Raw genomic sequence first — 16,652 nt, forward strand, 5'->3', positions numbered from 1 at the left:
CCGCCGCCCCCTTCGCGCCTGAAGGACGTCCATGCTGAGGATCCTGTACCTGGTGGGGGTCTCCTCCTTCGCCGTCAGCGGCGTGCTCGCCGCCCACCGCGCCCGCCTCGACCCCTTCGGCGGCCTCGTGCTCGCTCTCGCCGCCTCGGTCTCGGGCGGGACGCTGCGCGATCTGATCCTGGACCGGCACCCGCTCTACTGGACGCACGACTGGATACTGCTCGCCGTCATCGGCACGGTCGCCGTCACGACGATGGTCTATCTGCGCCGCTGGGAGGTGCCGCACCGCGCGCTGATGATCGTCGACGCGATCGGGCTCGCGGTCGTGACCGTCATCGGGGCCAAGGCCGCGGTGGACGCGCACGTGACTCCCCTCGCGGTGATCATCCTTGCGGTGCTGACGGGCGTCACCGGTGAAGTCGTCCGTGACGTGCTGTGCGGACAGTCCCCTCCGCTTCTGCTCCGCGAGGAGGTGTACGCGACCGCCGCACTGGCGGGGGCCGTCTGTTACCTCGTACTGGAATCGACCGGAGCAGGGGCCACGACGACCACGTTGACGGCTGCCGCGCTGGTGTTCGTCCTGCGCCTGGCGGCGATCTTCCGGGGACTGAACCTGCCGACGTTGCGGCCGGCCGTCAGAGACGCCGATGCCGATCGTTGATCATTGATCGTTGATCGCTCGAACGTCCCTGCGGCCCGGTCAGTCGGTCAGTCGGTCAGTCGGTCAGGGCATGTCCACGAGGACGCGCCCGTCGGTGGGAACGCGGGCGGCGGCGCCGTTGGCGTAGGCGGACTCCACCCGGGCGCGCTCCGTCGCGTTCGGGACCGCGTTCGTGCACGCCGTGCCGGCGCTCGAACCGGACATGAGCTGCGAGCACGGGCCCGGTTTGGTGTCGGGGAGGCCCAGGCTGTGGCCGAGTTCGTGGGCGGCGATGCGGGTCTTGTCGTAGCCCTGGGTCACCGCCTGGCTGCCGAGTTCGACGCGGACCTGCCGGCCCGGACGGACCGGGCCGAGGGTGGCCTGGGGCCAGCCGCTGGTGGCGACGATCACGATCTCGGCCCGGGTGCCCGGCGCGGCCTCGACCAGCTCGACGTTGTCGACGCTCGCGTTCCAGGAGGCGACTCCGGCCGCGATCGCGGCCTCCCAGCCACCGGCCCGACTGTCGTCGTAGCGAAGGGTCACCACGGCCGACGCGCTCGGCGCCGACGGCTCGGGCGCGGATAAGGAGGTGGGCGCTGCGTAGGCAGCGGTGGTCGTGGCGAGGATGACCGACGCGGTCGCCGTGCCCGCCTTCAGCCATGTGCAGAGCGGCATTGCTTCTCCTTCACTCGTGGGGGCTCGGTACCTGGCGGGACCGAGAGTGCGGGAAGAGCTGCACCGGACGGTCGACGCTCCGGGGCCATTCGACGTCATGCCCCCGAGCAGGGGTCGCCATGCACCTGTCATTCACTTCCTCGTGTCCACCGCTTGCCGTGCGCCCGCGACGGTCGCATAGTCCGAGGTATGGACGCGCGCGAGGTGGCGCTCCAACAGGCGTACGCGCATGCGGTCCGGTGGCTGGCGAGTCTGCCCGACCGCGAGGTGCCCGCCCGTGCCTCGGTCGACGAGATCGTGCGCACGCTCGGCGACGAACTGCCCGCCGGCCCCTGCCCGCCCGCCGAGGTCGTCGACCTGCTGGCCACGGCCTGCGAGCCCGGGCTCACCGCGTTCCCCAGCGGACGCTTCTACGGCTTCGTGGTCGGCGGCACCGAGCCCGCCGCCCTCGCCGCCGACTGGCTGGTCAGCGCCTGGGACCAGAACTGTGTGATGCGTACGGTGACGCCCGCGTACACGGCGGTGGAGGAGATCGCCGGCGCCTGGCTGCTCGATCTGCTCGGCCTGCCGGGCGACGCCTCCGTCGGCTTCACCACGGGCGCCACGATGGCGAACTTCACGTGCCTCGCCGCCGGTCGGGACGCGGTACTGCGGGACGCCGGCTGGAACGTCGCCCGCGACGGCCTCACGGGTGGCCCTGCCGTACGGGTCGTCGCCGGCGAGTCCCGGCACATGGCCATCGATCTGGCCCTGCGCTATCTCGGGCTCGGAAAGCCCGAGTTGGTGCGGGCCGACGGTCAAGGACGCCTCGAGCCCGACGCGTTGCGGCGGGCGCTGGGCGACGGCAGGCAGGAGGGCCCTTCCCCCACGCTCGTCGTCCTCCAGGCCGGTGACATCCATTCCGGCGCCTTCGACCCCTTCGCGGAGTGCGTCGGCATCGCGCGCGAGGCGGGCGCCTGGGTGCATGTCGACGGCGCGTTCGGGCTGTGGGCGGCCGCCTCACCGCGGTACGCCCACCTGACGGCGGGCTGTGCGGACGCGGACTCCTGGGCGACGGACGCCCACAAGACGCTGAACGTCCCGTACGACTGCGGACTCGCGATCGTGCGCGATCCCTCGGCGCTCCGGGCGGCGATGGGCGAGCAGGGCGACTACCTCATCCAGCACGAGCACGGCGACCCCATCGACAAGGTTCCCGAACTGTCGCGGCGCGGCCGGGCGTTCACCGTGTGGGCCGCGCTCAGGTCCCTGGGCCGGTCGGGCGTGGCCGACCTCGTCGAGCGGCTGTGCCGTCACGCCTCCGCGTTCGCGGCCGGCATCGCCGACATCGACGGCGCCACGGTGCTCAACGAGGTCGCCTTCACGCAGGTCTGCGCCGACTTCGGCGGCGACGCCCGTACGGACCGGGTCCTGGCCCGGCTCCTCGACGACGGCACGGCGTGGATCAGCGGCTCCACCTGGCACGGCCGACGCGTCATGCGCATCTCGGTGAGCAACTGGTCGACCACCGACGAGGACGTACGGCGCACGCTGGACGCGATCCGGCGTGCGGCCGCCGCCGACTGACCGACCGCCGCGCCCGGCGGATCAGGCCTCGGGCACATCGCGGCGCAGGAGGTCCTCGAAGGTCTCCCGGCGGACCACCGTGCGGGCCTGGCCGTCCCGGACGAAGACGACCGGTGGGCGGCGGGCGCCGTTGTAGTTGTTGGAGAGCGAGTAGCAGTAGGCCCCGGTGACCGGGACGGCGATGACGTCGCCCGCCGCGGGGGCCGGCAGGTGGACGCCGCGGATGAGGGTGTCGCCCGACTCGCAGTGCCGGCCGACGAGGTCGCACGGTTCCCCGCCGCCCACCCGCGAGGCGACGACGGCCTCGAATCGCTGGCCGTAGAGCATGGGTTCGAGGTTGTCCGCCATGCCTCCGTCGACGGCGACCAGCGTCCGCTCGCCCGGCTTCACCGTGACCACGCGGTACAGGGTCGTCGCGGCCTCGGCCACGAGGGAGCGGCCGGGCTCGATGACGAGACGGGCGCCGGCCGGGAGGTGCTTGCGGGCGCTGTCGGTGAGGGTGCGGACGTACTCCTCGACGGTCGGGGGGCGGTCGTCGTAGGTGTAGCGGACGCCCAGGCCGCCGCCGAGGTCGTACACCGCGTGCTCGCCGAGGTCGTCGAGCCGGGCCAGCGCTTCGACGGCGCGCTGGAACGGCTCGGTGTCGAGCAGCTGCGAGCCCACGTGGACGTGCAGCCCGTCGAGCCGGAGCCGGTCGCTCGCGCGCAGCCGTTCGGCGGCGCGCACCGCGTCGGGGACGGACAGGCCGAACTTCGAACCGCGCTGGCCCGTCGCCATCGCCTCGTGCGTGTCCGCGTCGACCTCGGGGATGACCCGCAGCAGGACCCGCTGCCCGCTGTCGCCGACGAGGCGTTCCAGGCGGTCGATGTCGTGGAAGTTGTCCACGACGATCGTCCCGGCGCCCGCCTCCACCGCCATCGCCAGTTCCTCGTCGGTCTTGGCGTTGCCGTGCACGACGAGCTGCGCGGGGTCGACGCCGGCCGCGAGCGCCGCGACGAGTTCACCGCCGCCGGCCACGTCGACTCCGAGGCCCTCCTCGACGAGGGTGCGGACCACGGCCGTACAGGGGAAGGACTTCGAGGCGAAGACGGCTTGGCTGTTCGGCCAATGCTCGGCGAGCGCCCGCACGTACTGGCGCGCCCGCGCGCGCAGCGCGTTCTCGTCGACCACGACGGCCGGGGTGCCGAACTCATCCGCGAGGTCGCTTGCGCGGCACCCGCCGATCACCAGGTGACCCTCTTCGTCCAGGTGGGAACCCTGCGGGAAGAGGGAGACGAGGTCGGCGGCGGAGGCGGGCGAGGGTGCGGGCACGTTCATCAGCGAGGGTTCCCATCGTCGTCGGCGGTACGGTGCACGGCTATCCTGGCAGCCGCCGAGGAGGCCTGAGATGGCCGATCAGCCCATGAAACGAGGTCTGCGTTGTCCGAGCCGACAATGATGGCCGCCGCCGAGGCGGCCGGGGAGACGGGCACGCTGAGAGGGCTCGTGGACGGCTTCGGCCACGCCCCCGCGCGGGCCCTCGTGGCGCCCGCCGGTCTCGACGTCCCGGTGCGGGGCACCGTGATCCACGACGCCGAGGAGGACCTGGTGCCCTCGCCTGGCGCCCTGCTCCTCCTCGTCGGCGTCAACGTCCTGGACGTCCGTGCCTCCGGGCTGCTGCGCCGTGCGGCGGACCGGGGCTTCGCCGGAGTCGTGGTGAAGCAACGCGGCCGGGACGTGTCGGCGCTCGTCGAGGAGGCGCGGTCCTGCGGCATCGCCGTCCTCGCCGTGGCCGACGACACGTCGTGGCGGGATGCCGACGCCGCCCTGAGTGCCCTGCTCGCGGCGCACGGCAGCGGGGTCCCCACCGGTTCCGCGCCGGCCGGCGGCGAGGAGCTCTTCGCGCTCGCCGACGACCTCGCGGCCGTCGTCGGCGGCTCGGTGGCGATCGAGGACCTGGACCAGAACATCGTCGCGTACTCGAAGGTCGCCGGGGCCCGCATCGACGCCGTACGCGAACGGGGCATCCTCCAGCGCCGTGTACCGGACGTGCCGGAGCAGCGGCGGCAGTACCGGCAGGTGCTGGCGGCCTCGGGAGCGGTCCGATTCCCGGCCATGGGCGAGGAGTTGCCCCGGGCGGCCGTGGCGATCCGGGCGGGATCCCTGCCGCTGGGCACCCTGTGGGCGATCGAGCCGGAGGAAGGGCTGACCGCGGCCGCCGAGAAGGCGCTGGTGGAGGCGGCGAGGCTCGCGGCGCCGCACCTGCTGCGCGCGCTGAATCTCCCGGAGGCGGAGCGGCGCATGCGGCGGGACACCCTGCGGGCCGTCCTGAACAACTCCGGCCCCTCGGCCGAGGAGGCGGCGGAACTGCTGGGGCTGCGCCCCGGCGGGGAGTTCTGCCTGGCCGCCTTCGCCCCGCCCGCCGGGCCGGACCGGGTCCCGGTGGACGGTCCCCGGGGCGCCGTCGAGTCCGCGCTCCTGACGCACATCGAGCTGGTGCTCGTGCGGCACTGCGCCGCTCATCGCGCGGAGGCCACCGTCGCGGCCACGGCCGGCGCCGTCTATGTCCTGCTGCCGGCCACGGGGCCCGGCGCCGGCCGGCGCTTCGCCGATGCCGCGCTCGCCACCGTACGGCGGGCGGTCGGGGACGGTGTGTGCGCGGCGGTGACACGGCCGTACGCCGACCTCGGCAATCCGGCCGTGCTGCGCCGTGAGGCGGACGGCGTCCTGCGCGCCGTCGCGCAGAACGGTCCGAGCGGGCCGAACCCTCCGGCCGCCACGGCCGAGGACGTACGGCACCAGATCCTGCTCGACCGGTTGGGGGACGAGCTCGAACGCGACCCCTGGCTGCGCCTCTCCGCCGTGGACGACCTCGTGGCCCACGACGAGACCCAGGGCACGGAGTACGCGCGCACGGCCACGGCCTGGCTCGACGCCGTGGGGGACGTCGCCTCCGCCGCGGCACGGCTGCAGGTGCATCCGAACACCTTGCGCCACCGGCTGCGGCGGATTCGCGAACTCTTCCGCATCGATCTCGACGACCCCGATGTGCGCCTGGTCGCCTGGATCGAACTCAGGCGTGCGGCGGAGCGGGCTCGTTCCGATCGGCCGGCGGCGGGCCCTCGTCGGCGTCCGTAGCCACGGCGCCGTCCGCTCCGGAACGGGGCGCGGGCACGGGCGCGTCCGCTCCGGGGCGCAGCCGCGCATGCCGCCGCCCGAAGCCGAGGTAGAGGCCCGCCGCGAGGAGCAGCCAGAATCCGAACAGCGTCCAGGTGAGCCCGGGCAGCAGCCACGCCAGGTACAGGCACGACACCGCGGAGAGGACGGGGACGACGGGGTAGAACGGCACCCGGAACGGGCGTGGGGCGTCCGGGGCGATCCGGCGGAGCACGACGAGCGCGCCGGCGACGGCGATGAAGGCGATCAGCGTGCCCAGGCTCGTCAGGTCCGCGAGGTGCTGGAGCGGGACGAACGCGGCGAGCAGCCCGACCCCCGCGCCGACGATCCAGGTGTTGCCGACCGGGGTGTGCCGCTTGCGGTCGACGCGGCGGAAGATCTCCGGTACGAGCCCGTCGCGCGCCATCGAGAAGAGGATGCGGGTCTGGCCGAACAGCGTCACGAGCACGACGCTGAAGATGGAGACGACGGCTCCGGCGGAGAGCAGCAGCGCGGGCCATCCGGCGCCGGTCACGTCACGCAGGATCTCGGCGAGCACGGCCTGGCCGGCGTCCGCCTGCTTCCCGAACTCGCCCGTCGGCTGGGCGCCGACACCGGCGACGGCGACGGCTATGTAGAGGGCGGTGACGGTGAGCAGGGTGAAGAGCAGCGCGAGGGGAATGGTGCGGTGCGGATTGCGCACCTCCTCACCGGCCGTGGAGACGGTGTCGAAGCCGATGAAGGAGAAGACGCCCGAGGCGGCGACGGCCACGCCGCCCATGCCGTGGGGCGCGAAGTCGGAGAAGTGGTCGCTGTCGAACGCGGTCAGAGCGACGGCGACGAAGAAGACCAGCACCCCGATCTTGACGCAGACCATGACCGCGTTGACGACGGCGGACTCCCGCGTCCCTCGGGCCAGGAGCACGGAGCACAACAGGACCACGACGAGGGCGGGGATGTTGACGTAGCCCCCGGCGCCCGGCGGCTGGCTGATGGCGTCCGGAAGCGTGAAGCCGAAGAGGCTGCTCGTGACCTCGTTGAGGTACTGGCCCCAGCTGACCGCCACGGTGGAGACGGCGACGCCGTATTCGAGGACCAGGCAGGAGGCGACGAGATACGCGGCGCCCTCGCCGAGGGAGGCGTACGCGTACGAGTACGTGCTGCCCGCGACGGGCACGGCGCCGGCGAGTTCGACGTAGCAGAGCGCGCCGAGCCCGGCCACCACCGCGGCGAGGGCGAACGACAGGATCACGCCGGGGCCTGCCTTGGGCACGGCGGTGCCGAGGACGAAGAAGATCCCCGTGCCGACGACCGAGCTGATCCCGAGCAGGGTGAGCTGCCACAGCCCCATGCTGCGCCGCAGCGGAGGCCCGGCGGTCGCGGACTCTGTCGCGGAGCCGGCCTCCGCGATCATCAGGTCGAGCGGCTTGCGCCGCGTCAACTCCCTGGCCAGTGAGCCCATGGCGTCTCCTTCGGATCCCTGTGCACCCGCTCGTCCGCGGGTTCCGTGTGAGCCTGAGGCCAGGGCTCACCTGGAACAACGGGGAAGAGGCGCGTTCACGGACCGTCGGATTGGCCGATTCGACAAAGACAGGCGAAGGCAGAGTGCGCCAACCGGAGGTGGGCCCCGGCGCGTCGGCGGTTACGGCAGGGCGGCGCCGCGGGCGGAGATCCACAGGGCGTACCACTCGTCGTGGCTGAGGGCCGGCTCGGCTGTCGCGGCGTCGCGGCAGGCGCGGATGCGCCCGGGGTTGGTCGTGCCGATGACGGGGGCGATACGGGCCGGGTGGCGCCGCAGCCACCAGAGGACGATGGTCTCCGGCGTGGTGCCCTTGGCGGCGGCGAGCGAGCTGACGAGGTCGGCCGTGGCCGACTCCTGCGGCGTCTGCTGGGCCCCCGCGTACCTCCCTTGCGCCAGCGCGCCCCAGGCCTGGAGCGTGATGCCGTGGGTCAGGCAGTGCTCGACGGTGCCGGCGGGGAATCCGTTGGCGGCGGACTCGGGGGTGTTGACGAGGACGCCGTCCTCCAGCCAGGCGCGTCGGTGGAGGCTCATCTCCAGCTGGTTGGCCACGAGCGGCAGATCGAGGTGGGCCTGGAGCCGGGCGATCTGCGCGGAGTTCATGTTCGAGACGCCGAACCGGCGGACGAGCCCCTGCCGGTGAAGGGAGGTCAGGGCGTCGCCGATGTCGGCGGGGTCCGCCAGCGGGTCGGGGCGGTGCAGGAGGAGGACGTCGAGGACGTCGGTGCGCAGCCGCTCCAGGCTCTCCTCGACGCGGTGGACGATGGAGGTGCCCCGCAGGTCGTACGTCCCGGCCCGGTCCCCCTCGGCCAGGCGGATGCCGCACTTGGTCTGCAGGGTGATCCGCTCGCGCAGCCCGGTCGAGCGGGCCAGGACCTCGCCGAAGACGGCTTCCGACTTCCCGTGCCGGTAGATGTCGGCGTGGTCGAAGGCGGTGATGCCGCTGTCGAGGGCCGCCTCGACGGCGGCCTCCGCGGCGTCGATGTCGGCGGCCGTGTGGGGGCTCGTGTCCCAGCTTCCGCCCAGGCCCATGCAGCCCAGGAGGAGTCGGTGGTCGGTGGTCTCGGTCTTCTCCGGCGTGGTCACCGGGGCACTTTCGCACAGGCGGCGAGCAGCCGCGCGGCCATTACGCCGCGTCCGCCTCTGGCTCCTTCGCCGGGCCGCGTCGACGGGCCCGTACGAACCGCACCAGGCGGGTGATGACGTAGCCGAGGAGCCACGGCAGCACCGTGATGCCGACGACGTACACGAGCAGATAGCCGAGGAGGTCGTCCAGGGCCGGCGGCGGGTCGAGGCCGCCGTCCACCCGCCTCGGCCGCTCCCACTTGCCCAGGGGGAAGATCATGACGACCGCCGAGGTCAGTACCGGTATCAGCGGGACGAGGACCGACCAGAGCCGGGGCCGCCGGCCGGGCGCCGAGGCGCACCACACCCCCAGCGAGACCATGGCGAACGGCCCGAACAGCACCCACAGGAGTGTCGGGAGCATGAGCAGCGCCCACCAGTCGTCCGAGTACCCGAACATCATCGGCGTCGCCCCCCTGCTTCGCCCACCCCTCACCCAGCAGGGTCAACCTACCGTCGGCGGGCCCCCACGGCATCCGCGTTTCGGCCGCGTAGATGTCAATCTACGCAGAGCTGACAGATCGCCACGAAAGGAAGCCTCATGCCGTCCCGACTCAACCCGTACCTCACGTTCGACGGAGACGCCCGGCAGGCCATGGAGTTCTACAAGGAGGTGTTCGGCGGCACCCTGGCGCTGAACACCTACGGCGAGTTCGGCGAGAAGGAGGCCGGGGACGCCGCCGACAAGATCATGCACGGCATGCTGGAGACCGACAGCGGCTTCACGCTCATGGCCGGTGACGTCGCCCCGGGCATGGAGTTCCGGCCCGGGAACACCATCTCCGTGAGCGTGAGCGGGGAGGACGACGGCGAGCTGCGCGGGTACTGGGCCAAGCTCTCCGGCGACGGCACGGTCGCCGTCCCGCTGGAGATGCAGATGTGGGGTGATGTCTTCGGCATGTGCATCGACCGCTACGGCATCACCTGGCTCGTCAACATCAGCGGAAAGCAGTCCTGACCCTGCGCCAGGCGCCCGGTGAGGGGTGGTGAGTCACGTCTCACCGGGGCGGCCGGGCTTGCCTATGCAACGAGTTGCATAGAAGGATTCCTCCGTGGCGATCGAGCACGCGATTCTTGTCTCCCTGCTGGAGAAGCCGGGTTCCGGTTACGAACTGGCCCGGCGTTTCGAGCGGTCCATCGGGTACTTCTGGACCGCCAGCCATCAACAGATCTACCGCGTCCTCAAGCGGATGGAGAGCGACGGCTGGATCGACGTCCGGGACGTGCCACAGCAGGGCCGTCCGGACAAGAAGGAGTACTCCGTCGCCGGTCCGGGACGGGCCGCCCTGTCCACCTGGCTGCACGAGCCCATCGAGCCCGAGAGCGTCCGGCACGACCTCGCCGTGAAGATCCGCGGCGCGGCGTTCGACGACCCCGCCGCGCTGATCAGCGAGGTGGAGCGGCACCGGCAGGCGCACACCGAACGCCTCGCCCACTACCTCGCGGGCGAGGAGCGGGACTTCACGGGAACGGGACCCGGGGCGTCCGACGACCCGGGCGATGCGGGCAGGGAGCTCCAGCACGTCGTGCTGCGCGGCGGCATCGCGTACGAGCGGATGACGCTCGCCTGGCTCGACGACGTCCTCGCCACGCTCCACCGGCTCGATTCCGCACGCTGAACCACCACCCCTCATCCCTCACCGCACCGAAAGACGGGGCTCATGGCCGACTCGCTGCTGTTCAATCCGCACACCTACGACCCGGCACACTTCGACGCCGAGACCCGTCGGCTGCTGCGCGCGACCGTCGACTGGTTCGAGGAGCGCGGCAAGCGCAAGCTGATAGCGGACTACCGGTCCCGGGCCTGGCTTGCCGACTTCCTGGCCTTCTCGGCCAAGGAGGGCCTGTTCGCGACCTTCCTGACGCCGTCCTCCGCGGCGGAGGGTGAAAGTGAGGGCGCGGGTGACAAGCGCTGGGACACCGCGCGCATCGCCGCCCTCAACGAGATCCTCGGTTTCTACGGACTCGACTACTGGTACGCCTGGCAGGTGACCATCCTCGGCCTCGGCCCGGTCTGGCAGAGCGAGAACCCCGCCGCCCGCGCTCGCGCGGCCGAACTCCTCTCCCAGGGTGAGGTGTTCGCCTTCGGCCTGTCGGAGAAGACCCACGGCGCCGACATCTACTCCACCGACATGCTCCTCGAGCCCGACGGCAGCGGCGGGTTCCGCGCGACCGGGTCGAAGTACTACATCGGCAACGGCAACGCCGCCGGGCTCGTCTCCGTCTTCGGCCGCCGCACCGACGTCGAGGGCCCCGACGGCTACGTCTTCTTCGCCGCCGACAGCCGGCACGAGGCGTACCACCTGGTGAAGAACGTCGTCGACTCGTCGAAGTACGTCAGCGAGTTCCGCCTCGAGGGCTATCCGGTAGCGCCCGAGGACGTCCTGCACACCGGCCGTGCCGCCTTCGACGCCGCCCTCAACACCGTCAACGTCGGCAAGTTCAACCTGTGCACCGCCTCGATCGGCATCTGCGAGCACGCGATGTACGAGGCGGTCACCCATGCCCACAACCGGATCCTCTACGGCCGCCCCGTCACCGCCTTCCCGCACGTGCGGCGCGAGCTGACCGACGCCTACGTCCGGCTGGTCGGCATGAAGCTGTTCAGCGACCGCGCCGTCGACTACTTCCGCTCCGCGGGACCCGACGACCGCCGCTACCTCCTCTTCAACCCGATGACGAAGATGAAGGTGACCACGGAGGGCGAGAAGGTCATCGACCTGATGTGGGACGTCATCGCCGCGAAGGGCTTCGAGAAGGACAACTACTTCGCCCAGGCGGCCGTCGAGATCCGTGGCCTGCCGAAGCTGGAGGGCACGGTCCACGTCAACCTGGCGCTGATCCTGAAGTTCATGCGGAACCACCTGCTCGACCCGGTCGCGTACGAGCCCGTCCCGACCCGTCAGGACGCGGCGGACGACGCCTTCCTCTTCCGCCAGGGACCGGCCCGGGGCCTCGGGTCCGTACGCTTCCACGACTGGCGCACGGCGTACGACGCCTACGCCCACCTGCCCAACGTCGCCCGTTTCCGCGAGCAGGCCGACGCCCTGTGCAGGTTCGTCGCCACCGCGGCCCCCGACGAGGAGCAGAGCCGCGACCTCGACCTGCTGCTCGCCGTCGGCCAGCTCTTCGCGCTCGTCGTCCACGGCCAGCTGGTCCTGGAGCAGGCCCGCCTCACGGAGCTCGACGAGGACGTCCTGGACGAGCTGTTCGCCGTGCTCGTACGGGACTTCTCCGCGCACGCCGTCGAGCTGCACGGCAAGGACTCCGCCACCGACGAGCAGCAGCGCTGGTCGCTGGGGGCCGTCCGGCGACCGGTCGTCGACGAGGCGCGTTCGGGCCGGGTCTGGCAGCGCGTCGAGGCGCTGTCGGGCTCGTACGAGATGGCACCGTAACGGCGCCGCACCACCCCTTCCCTGCCCGTCCTCGGCTCCACTGGGCCGAGGACGGGCAGGCGCGCGTCAGGGCGGCGGACGCTCGGGAGGCAGCTCGGGTGGCGGCTCGGACCCGGACTCGGGCGGGTCGTCGTACGCCTCGGGCCGCGGTTCCATCCGGGCCACCATCTCCGCCAGCCGCGCGCAGACCTGCTTGATCTCGTCATGCGTTTCGTCACGTTCCGTGATGACGGCCGCGAGCAGCAGGGCCGTCAGCGCCGTCGTGCCGTTGAAGGCCTGCAGCGTCACCATGTCCGCGAAGACGTCCTCGCCGTCGAAAGGGCCCCGGTGGGCAGCGGCGGCCAGGATCGCGAGGATCGACACCGCGAGCGCGCAGGGCGCCGCGCCCGCCAGGCGGAAGCGGAAGGCCGCCCAGATCAGGAACGGCGAGACGAGGAAGAGCAGGCTCGAGTCGGGCGTACGGGTCGCCAGGAGCGTGACGAGGACCGTACCGAGCGCCAGCGCCACCGCCTCGATCCAGCGGCCGGGTCCGGCCCGCGCCGGCCACCGGGCCCTGCGCAGTACGAACAGGAACGGCGTGACGACCAGGATTCCCATGGCGTCGCCGGTCCACCACACCGACCAGGTCGACCAGAAGTCGTCGCCGTCCAGTGCTCCGGAGAGGACCAGGACGCCGCTGCCGATGGTTGAACTGATCAACATTCCGGCGAGTGCGCCGAGGAAGATCAGGGCCAGTACGTCCCGCAGGCGGTCCAGCTCGGTCCTGAACCCCACGCGGCGGAGCATCAGGAAGGCGCAGACCGGCGCGAGGGTGTTGCCCAGGGTGATGACCAGGACGGAGAGCAGCGAGGGCCCGAGGGACACATTGGCCAGGAACGCGCCCAGCGCGATGCCCGGCCAGACGCGCAGCCCCAGCATGAACAGCGCGGCCAGCGCGACGCCGGTCGGCGGCCACAGGGGCGTGACCTGGTCGCGTACCAGCTGCTGGAGCAGGCCGACCCGTGCGGAGGCGTAGTAGACGGCGGCGACGGCGAGGATGCGCAGAGCGGCGGACCCGTGACGACCCATCTCCACACTGCGCACGACAGCAGTCTGCACGCGGAGCCCGCGACCGGCGACCCAGCGCCGTCCATCGGTCAGCCGGGGTCCGGCGGGCCGTCGTCGTCCCGCGGGCCGTCGTAGCAGACGGCGAGGACCGCGGCGTCGTCGCGGTGTCCCGTCAGGTCGGCCACCTTGACGACCGCGGACGCCAGCACGTCGGGGTCGGCGTCGAACCCCGCGCGGACCAGCGCGGCCACCTCGGCGAGGCCTGACTCCATCGGGTAGTGCGGGCCCTCCACAACGCCGTCGGTGAGCAGCACGAGCGCCCCTGCCTCGGTCAGGCGCCGGTGGGTCACCGGGTACTGCTCGCCCGACACGATGCCGAGCGGCGGCCCGCCGTTGTCGAGGGCGATGCCGTACCGGCCGCCGGCCGTGGCCCAGACCATCGGGACATGGCCGGCCCGGGAGACCGTGAGGTCGCGCGTGGCCGGGTCGAAGCGGAGGAAGCAGCAGGTCGCGAAGCGGCCGACGCCCATGGCGATCAGCAGGTCGTTGGCGCGGCCCAGGACCTCGCGGGTGTCGCTCGTCGCCTGGGCGAGGGCGCGCAGGCTGGTCCGCACCTGCCCCATGAAGGCGATCGCCTCCACGTCGTGGCCCTGGACGTCGCCGATCGTGAGCCCCAGCGACCCGTCGTGCATGACGAAGGCGTCGTACCAGTCGCCGCCGACGTCCAGACCGTCTCGTGACGGTGAGTACCTGGCCGCGAGATGGAGCCCGGGCAGTTCCGGAAGAGCGGGCGGCAGCATGTGGCGCTGCAGGGCCACGGCCAGCTCGACACGGGCCCGCTGGAACTCGATCCGTTCCACGGCCTGGTCGACGAGCTGCCCGAGAGCGACGAGAAGCTGCTGCACGCTGTCGGGCGGCTCGGGACGGTGTCCGCGGTCTCCGCGCTCTCCGCGCATGACGGCTCCCGGCTCCCGGCCTCCTCACCTCACCCTAGCCGCCGCTGTCGCGTGCCTCCACAGGGGTGAGATCCGGGTACGGGCCGGTTCGCGGGGGACGAGGCCACTCCCGGCACGGCGGCCCGAGGTACGTGCGAGGGCCCTGAGGGGGCGCACCCACTTGTGGTGCGCCCCCTCAGGCGATCGGTGGGCCGGTAGACGGTGAGGGGTCAGCCGGTCGGCAGGCCCAGGCCGTAGTACGTGATGTCGTAGCCGTTCACGTACCCCGCCTCACCGCCGACGATCAGGTCGGTGGGCTCGCTCACCCCGGCCGCCCTGGCCGTCGCCACGATCATCTCCGCGAGTGCGCGGCCCTTCGGCTCGCCGGGGCCGCCCGCGTCCACGCGCCACACCGGATCCTCGTCGTCGAAGACCGACGCGGTGTGCGGGTGTTCGGCGACCGTGCCCCAGCCGAGTGCGGCGGCATCCATGTCGTCCGGGGCGAAACAGCCGATCGAGAGCCGCTCGCCGCACGTCACCTCGAAGAGGAGCGGCGCGCTCTGCGCGTTGCGCCCGTAGAACGGCATCCCGAGCCGGATGCCCAGGGCGGTGGTCTCGGCGGGCAGCGCGCCGAGGAAGTCCCCGAGCGACCGGGTGACGGTCTCCCAGCTCTGGGCGGTCCAGCCGCCGGGGAAGCCGAGGCCGACGTTGGCCCGGTCGCGGTTGCTGCCGAAGAAGCCGCTGATCGCGTGCTCCTCGCCGTGGCCCTGACGCCAGAACCAGTTCTCCGCCGGACCGGTCGGCTGCAGCACCAGCTCCGGCCCCGCCTTCCCGGCGCGCAGTTCGAGCGTGTCCGATTCGCCGCGCCAGCGCAGGAACGGCGCGCCCCAGAGCGGTTCGCTGTCGTAGAACGGGCCCATCTCGCCGTGCGAGCCCATGATGGACGGCGTACCCAGCGCCTCGGTCAACTCCTCCTTGGCGGCCCGGAAGGCGGCTGCCTGCGCGGCGTCGTCCGGAGCGGGAACCGCCACCGGTACGGCGATCTCCACGTACGACTCACCGAAGACGTACCGCTTCTCGTACTGGCCGACCGGGCGCAGTCGAGCATCGCCCGCGGCGCGACCGGTGGCCAGCACCGGGGCCTCCGGCGTGCCGCCCCAGGCCCACCCCAACTCGGCCGCGACCGCCTGCATTCCCTCCGGCGTCCAGCCGTCGGTGTCCGCCGCGAGCAGCCGCCGGGCGAGGTCGCCGATCGATTCTTCTGTTGTGCTTCCCCGTTGTGCGTTCATCCGGCCATGGTGTCGCATCCCGGACTCCGCGCATGTCACCGGGGGTGGCGGTCGTCGAACTTGTCCGTAATGACGGGGGGTTGGGTTTGCAGCGCGGGGCTTGTGGTGTGGCCGGTGCGGTAGGCGGTGACCGAGGAGAGGGTGCCGCCGCCCTGGAAGCGGACGCGGAGTTCGCTCGCCGTCGTGGTCCGGGTCGCGTGGACGCGTCGTACTCCGACGGTGCCGCCCTCCGCGACGGGGTCGCCGTCGGCGAATACCTCGTGCCCGGTGATGTGTTGGCCCCATGCCAGCCCCTCGCCCAGCTGAAGGTGGTCGAAGGTGACCGGGCCGGGGAAGCGGACACGGATCTCACCCTCGCCGGTCGGGCTCAGCTCGCCCCGCAGGGGTTCGGCGAACCGGCGTCGCAGCTCGGCGGTGAAGTCGAGCAGGCGGGTGCGGTCGGCAGCATCGATGAGGCCTCGACGGTCCGGGGGGACGTTGAGCAGCAGACCTGCGCCGAGGCCCACGGACCGGTACCAGATCGCGAGCAGGTGTTCCGGGCTCTTGAGGGTGTGCAGATCGTCGGGCTGCCAGAACCAGTGCCGCCGGATGGGTACGTCGCACTCCGGCGGCAGGTAGCGCACCTCGTCGAGGCCCTGGGCGCCGCCGTCGTAGATGCTGATGCCAGTGGCGTCGGTGGCGTACCAGCAGGGGTCGGCGGCGAGACCGTCCTCGTTGCCCGCCCAACGAAGGGTGGGCCGCCCCATGTTGAAGACCATCGCCTCGGGCTGGTGGGTGTCGACGACGGCCATGAAGGCGTCCCAGTCGTAGCGGCGGTTCTCCGATCCGGCGCCGTCGAACCACAGCTCGGTGAGTGGTCCGTAGCGAGTGCAGAGTTCGGTCAACTGCCGGACGTAGAAGGCGTCGTACGCCTTCGGATCGTCGTAGCAGGCCGCGTTGCGGTCCCACGGCGAGAGGTAGAGCCCGAGCCCGATGCCCACCTCGCGGCAGGCCTCCGCCAGCTCCGCGACGACGTCCCCTCGGCCGCCGCGCCACGGCGACGAGGCCACGGAGTAGGCGGTCGTGTCGGTGGGCCAGAGGCAGAATCCGTCGTGGTGCTTGGCGGTCAGGATCACATGCCCCGCCCCCGCCTCGGCCGCGGTCTCCGCCCACTGCCGGGCGTCCAGCTCCGTGGGGTCGAACGTCGCGGGGTCGAGCGTCCCGTCGCTCCACTCCTTGCCGTGGAACGTGTTGACGCCGAAGTGCAGGAAGATCCCGAAAGCGCTTTCTTGCCATGCAAGCTGTGCGGCGGTGGGGATGACCGTCATGGGGCTGTCCTCTGGCGGT

Annotated in this window: 15 protein-coding genes; 6 read left to right on the forward strand and 9 right to left on the reverse strand. The window is 72.0% G+C overall.

The annotated features are described in order from the left end of the window. Positions 1-31 precede the first annotated feature (31 nt). Complete coding sequence (locus tag ACWCO8_RS19620; RefSeq protein WP_451033288.1) at positions 32-661, forward strand: trimeric intracellular cation channel family protein; 630 nt, start codon at positions 32-34, stop codon at positions 659-661. A gap of 63 nt (positions 662-724) precedes the next feature. Here the strand turns inward: ACWCO8_RS19620 and ACWCO8_RS19625 are convergent, their stop codons facing one another. Continuing rightward, positions 725-1,315 carry a snapalysin family zinc-dependent metalloprotease gene (locus ACWCO8_RS19625; protein ID WP_451033289.1) on the reverse strand — a complete coding sequence of 197 codons (591 nt, stop codon included), beginning with the start codon at positions 1,313-1,315 and terminating at the stop codon, positions 725-727. Positions 1,316-1,504: 189 nt separating this feature from the next. On the opposite strand from ACWCO8_RS19625, the gene ACWCO8_RS19630 reads away from it, so the two are divergent. Then, positions 1,505-2,881, forward strand: coding sequence for a pyridoxal phosphate-dependent decarboxylase family protein (locus tag ACWCO8_RS19630; protein ID WP_451033290.1), 1,377 nt, complete (start codon positions 1,505-1,507; stop codon positions 2,879-2,881). 21 nt (positions 2,882-2,902) lie between these two features. On the opposite strand, the gene lysA is transcribed toward ACWCO8_RS19630, so the two are convergent. Continuing rightward, entirely contained in the window at positions 2,903-4,198 is a 1,296-nt protein-coding gene (gene lysA / locus ACWCO8_RS19635) for a diaminopimelate decarboxylase (protein ID WP_451033291.1), read from the reverse strand. A gap of 102 nt (positions 4,199-4,300) precedes the next feature. On the opposite strand from lysA, the gene ACWCO8_RS19640 reads away from it, so the two are divergent. After that, positions 4,301-5,998 (forward strand): PucR family transcriptional regulator, encoded by a 1,698-nt coding sequence (locus ACWCO8_RS19640; protein WP_451033292.1) that lies wholly within the window; start codon positions 4,301-4,303, stop codon positions 5,996-5,998. On the opposite strand, the gene ACWCO8_RS19645 is transcribed toward ACWCO8_RS19640, so the two are convergent. From ACWCO8_RS19645 to ACWCO8_RS19655, 3 genes are all read right to left on the reverse strand, one after another. After that, positions 5,934-7,478 (reverse strand): APC family permease, encoded by a 1,545-nt coding sequence (locus ACWCO8_RS19645; RefSeq protein WP_451033293.1) that lies wholly within the window; start codon positions 7,476-7,478, stop codon positions 5,934-5,936. The genes ACWCO8_RS19640 and ACWCO8_RS19645 overlap by 65 nt on opposite strands. Positions 7,479-7,658: 180 nt before the next feature. Beyond that, complete coding sequence (locus tag ACWCO8_RS19650) at positions 7,659-8,621, reverse strand: aldo/keto reductase (protein WP_451033294.1); 963 nt, start codon at positions 8,619-8,621, stop codon at positions 7,659-7,661. A gap of 40 nt (positions 8,622-8,661) precedes the next feature. Then, positions 8,662-9,063, reverse strand: coding sequence for a hypothetical protein (locus ACWCO8_RS19655; RefSeq protein ID WP_451033295.1), 402 nt, complete (start codon positions 9,061-9,063; stop codon positions 8,662-8,664). 138 nt (positions 9,064-9,201) lie between these two features. Between ACWCO8_RS19655 and ACWCO8_RS19660 the strand changes: the two genes are divergently transcribed. The 3 genes from ACWCO8_RS19660 to ACWCO8_RS19670 all read left to right on the forward strand — a co-directional run bounded on the left by ACWCO8_RS19660 (position 9,202) and on the right by ACWCO8_RS19670 (position 12,055). Next, entirely contained in the window at positions 9,202-9,618 is a 417-nt protein-coding gene (locus ACWCO8_RS19660; protein WP_362009420.1) for a VOC family protein, read from the forward strand. A gap of 94 nt (positions 9,619-9,712) precedes the next feature. Beyond that, entirely contained in the window at positions 9,713-10,279 is a 567-nt protein-coding gene (locus ACWCO8_RS19665) for a PadR family transcriptional regulator (protein ID WP_362009423.1), read from the forward strand. 42 nt (positions 10,280-10,321) lie between these two features. Continuing rightward, a complete protein-coding gene (locus ACWCO8_RS19670) occupies positions 10,322-12,055 on the forward strand; it encodes an acyl-CoA dehydrogenase family protein (protein WP_451033296.1) in 1,734 nt (577 codons plus the stop codon). A gap of 66 nt (positions 12,056-12,121) precedes the next feature. Here ACWCO8_RS19670 and ACWCO8_RS19675 read toward each other — a convergent pair whose 3' ends face one another. From ACWCO8_RS19675 to ACWCO8_RS19690, 4 genes are all read right to left on the reverse strand, one after another. Then, entirely contained in the window at positions 12,122-13,123 is a 1,002-nt protein-coding gene (locus ACWCO8_RS19675) for an MASE1 domain-containing protein (protein ID WP_451033338.1), read from the reverse strand. 68 nt (positions 13,124-13,191) lie between these two features. Continuing rightward, positions 13,192-14,058 carry a PP2C family protein-serine/threonine phosphatase gene (locus ACWCO8_RS19680; protein ID WP_451033297.1) on the reverse strand — a complete coding sequence of 289 codons (867 nt, stop codon included), beginning with the start codon at positions 14,056-14,058 and terminating at the stop codon, positions 13,192-13,194. 209 nt (positions 14,059-14,267) lie between these two features. Further along, positions 14,268-15,326: a hypothetical protein gene (locus tag ACWCO8_RS19685; RefSeq protein ID WP_451033298.1), complete on the reverse strand. Its 1,059-nt coding sequence runs from the start codon at positions 15,324-15,326 to the stop codon at positions 14,268-14,270. A 35-nt stretch (positions 15,327-15,361) separates the two neighbouring features. Then, positions 15,362-16,633 (reverse strand): alpha-L-fucosidase, encoded by a 1,272-nt coding sequence (locus tag ACWCO8_RS19690; RefSeq protein ID WP_451033299.1) that lies wholly within the window; start codon positions 16,631-16,633, stop codon positions 15,362-15,364. Between the last annotated feature and the right edge of the window lie 19 nt (positions 16,634-16,652).

This window comes from Streptomyces sp. NPDC001927 (assembly GCF_053594455.1).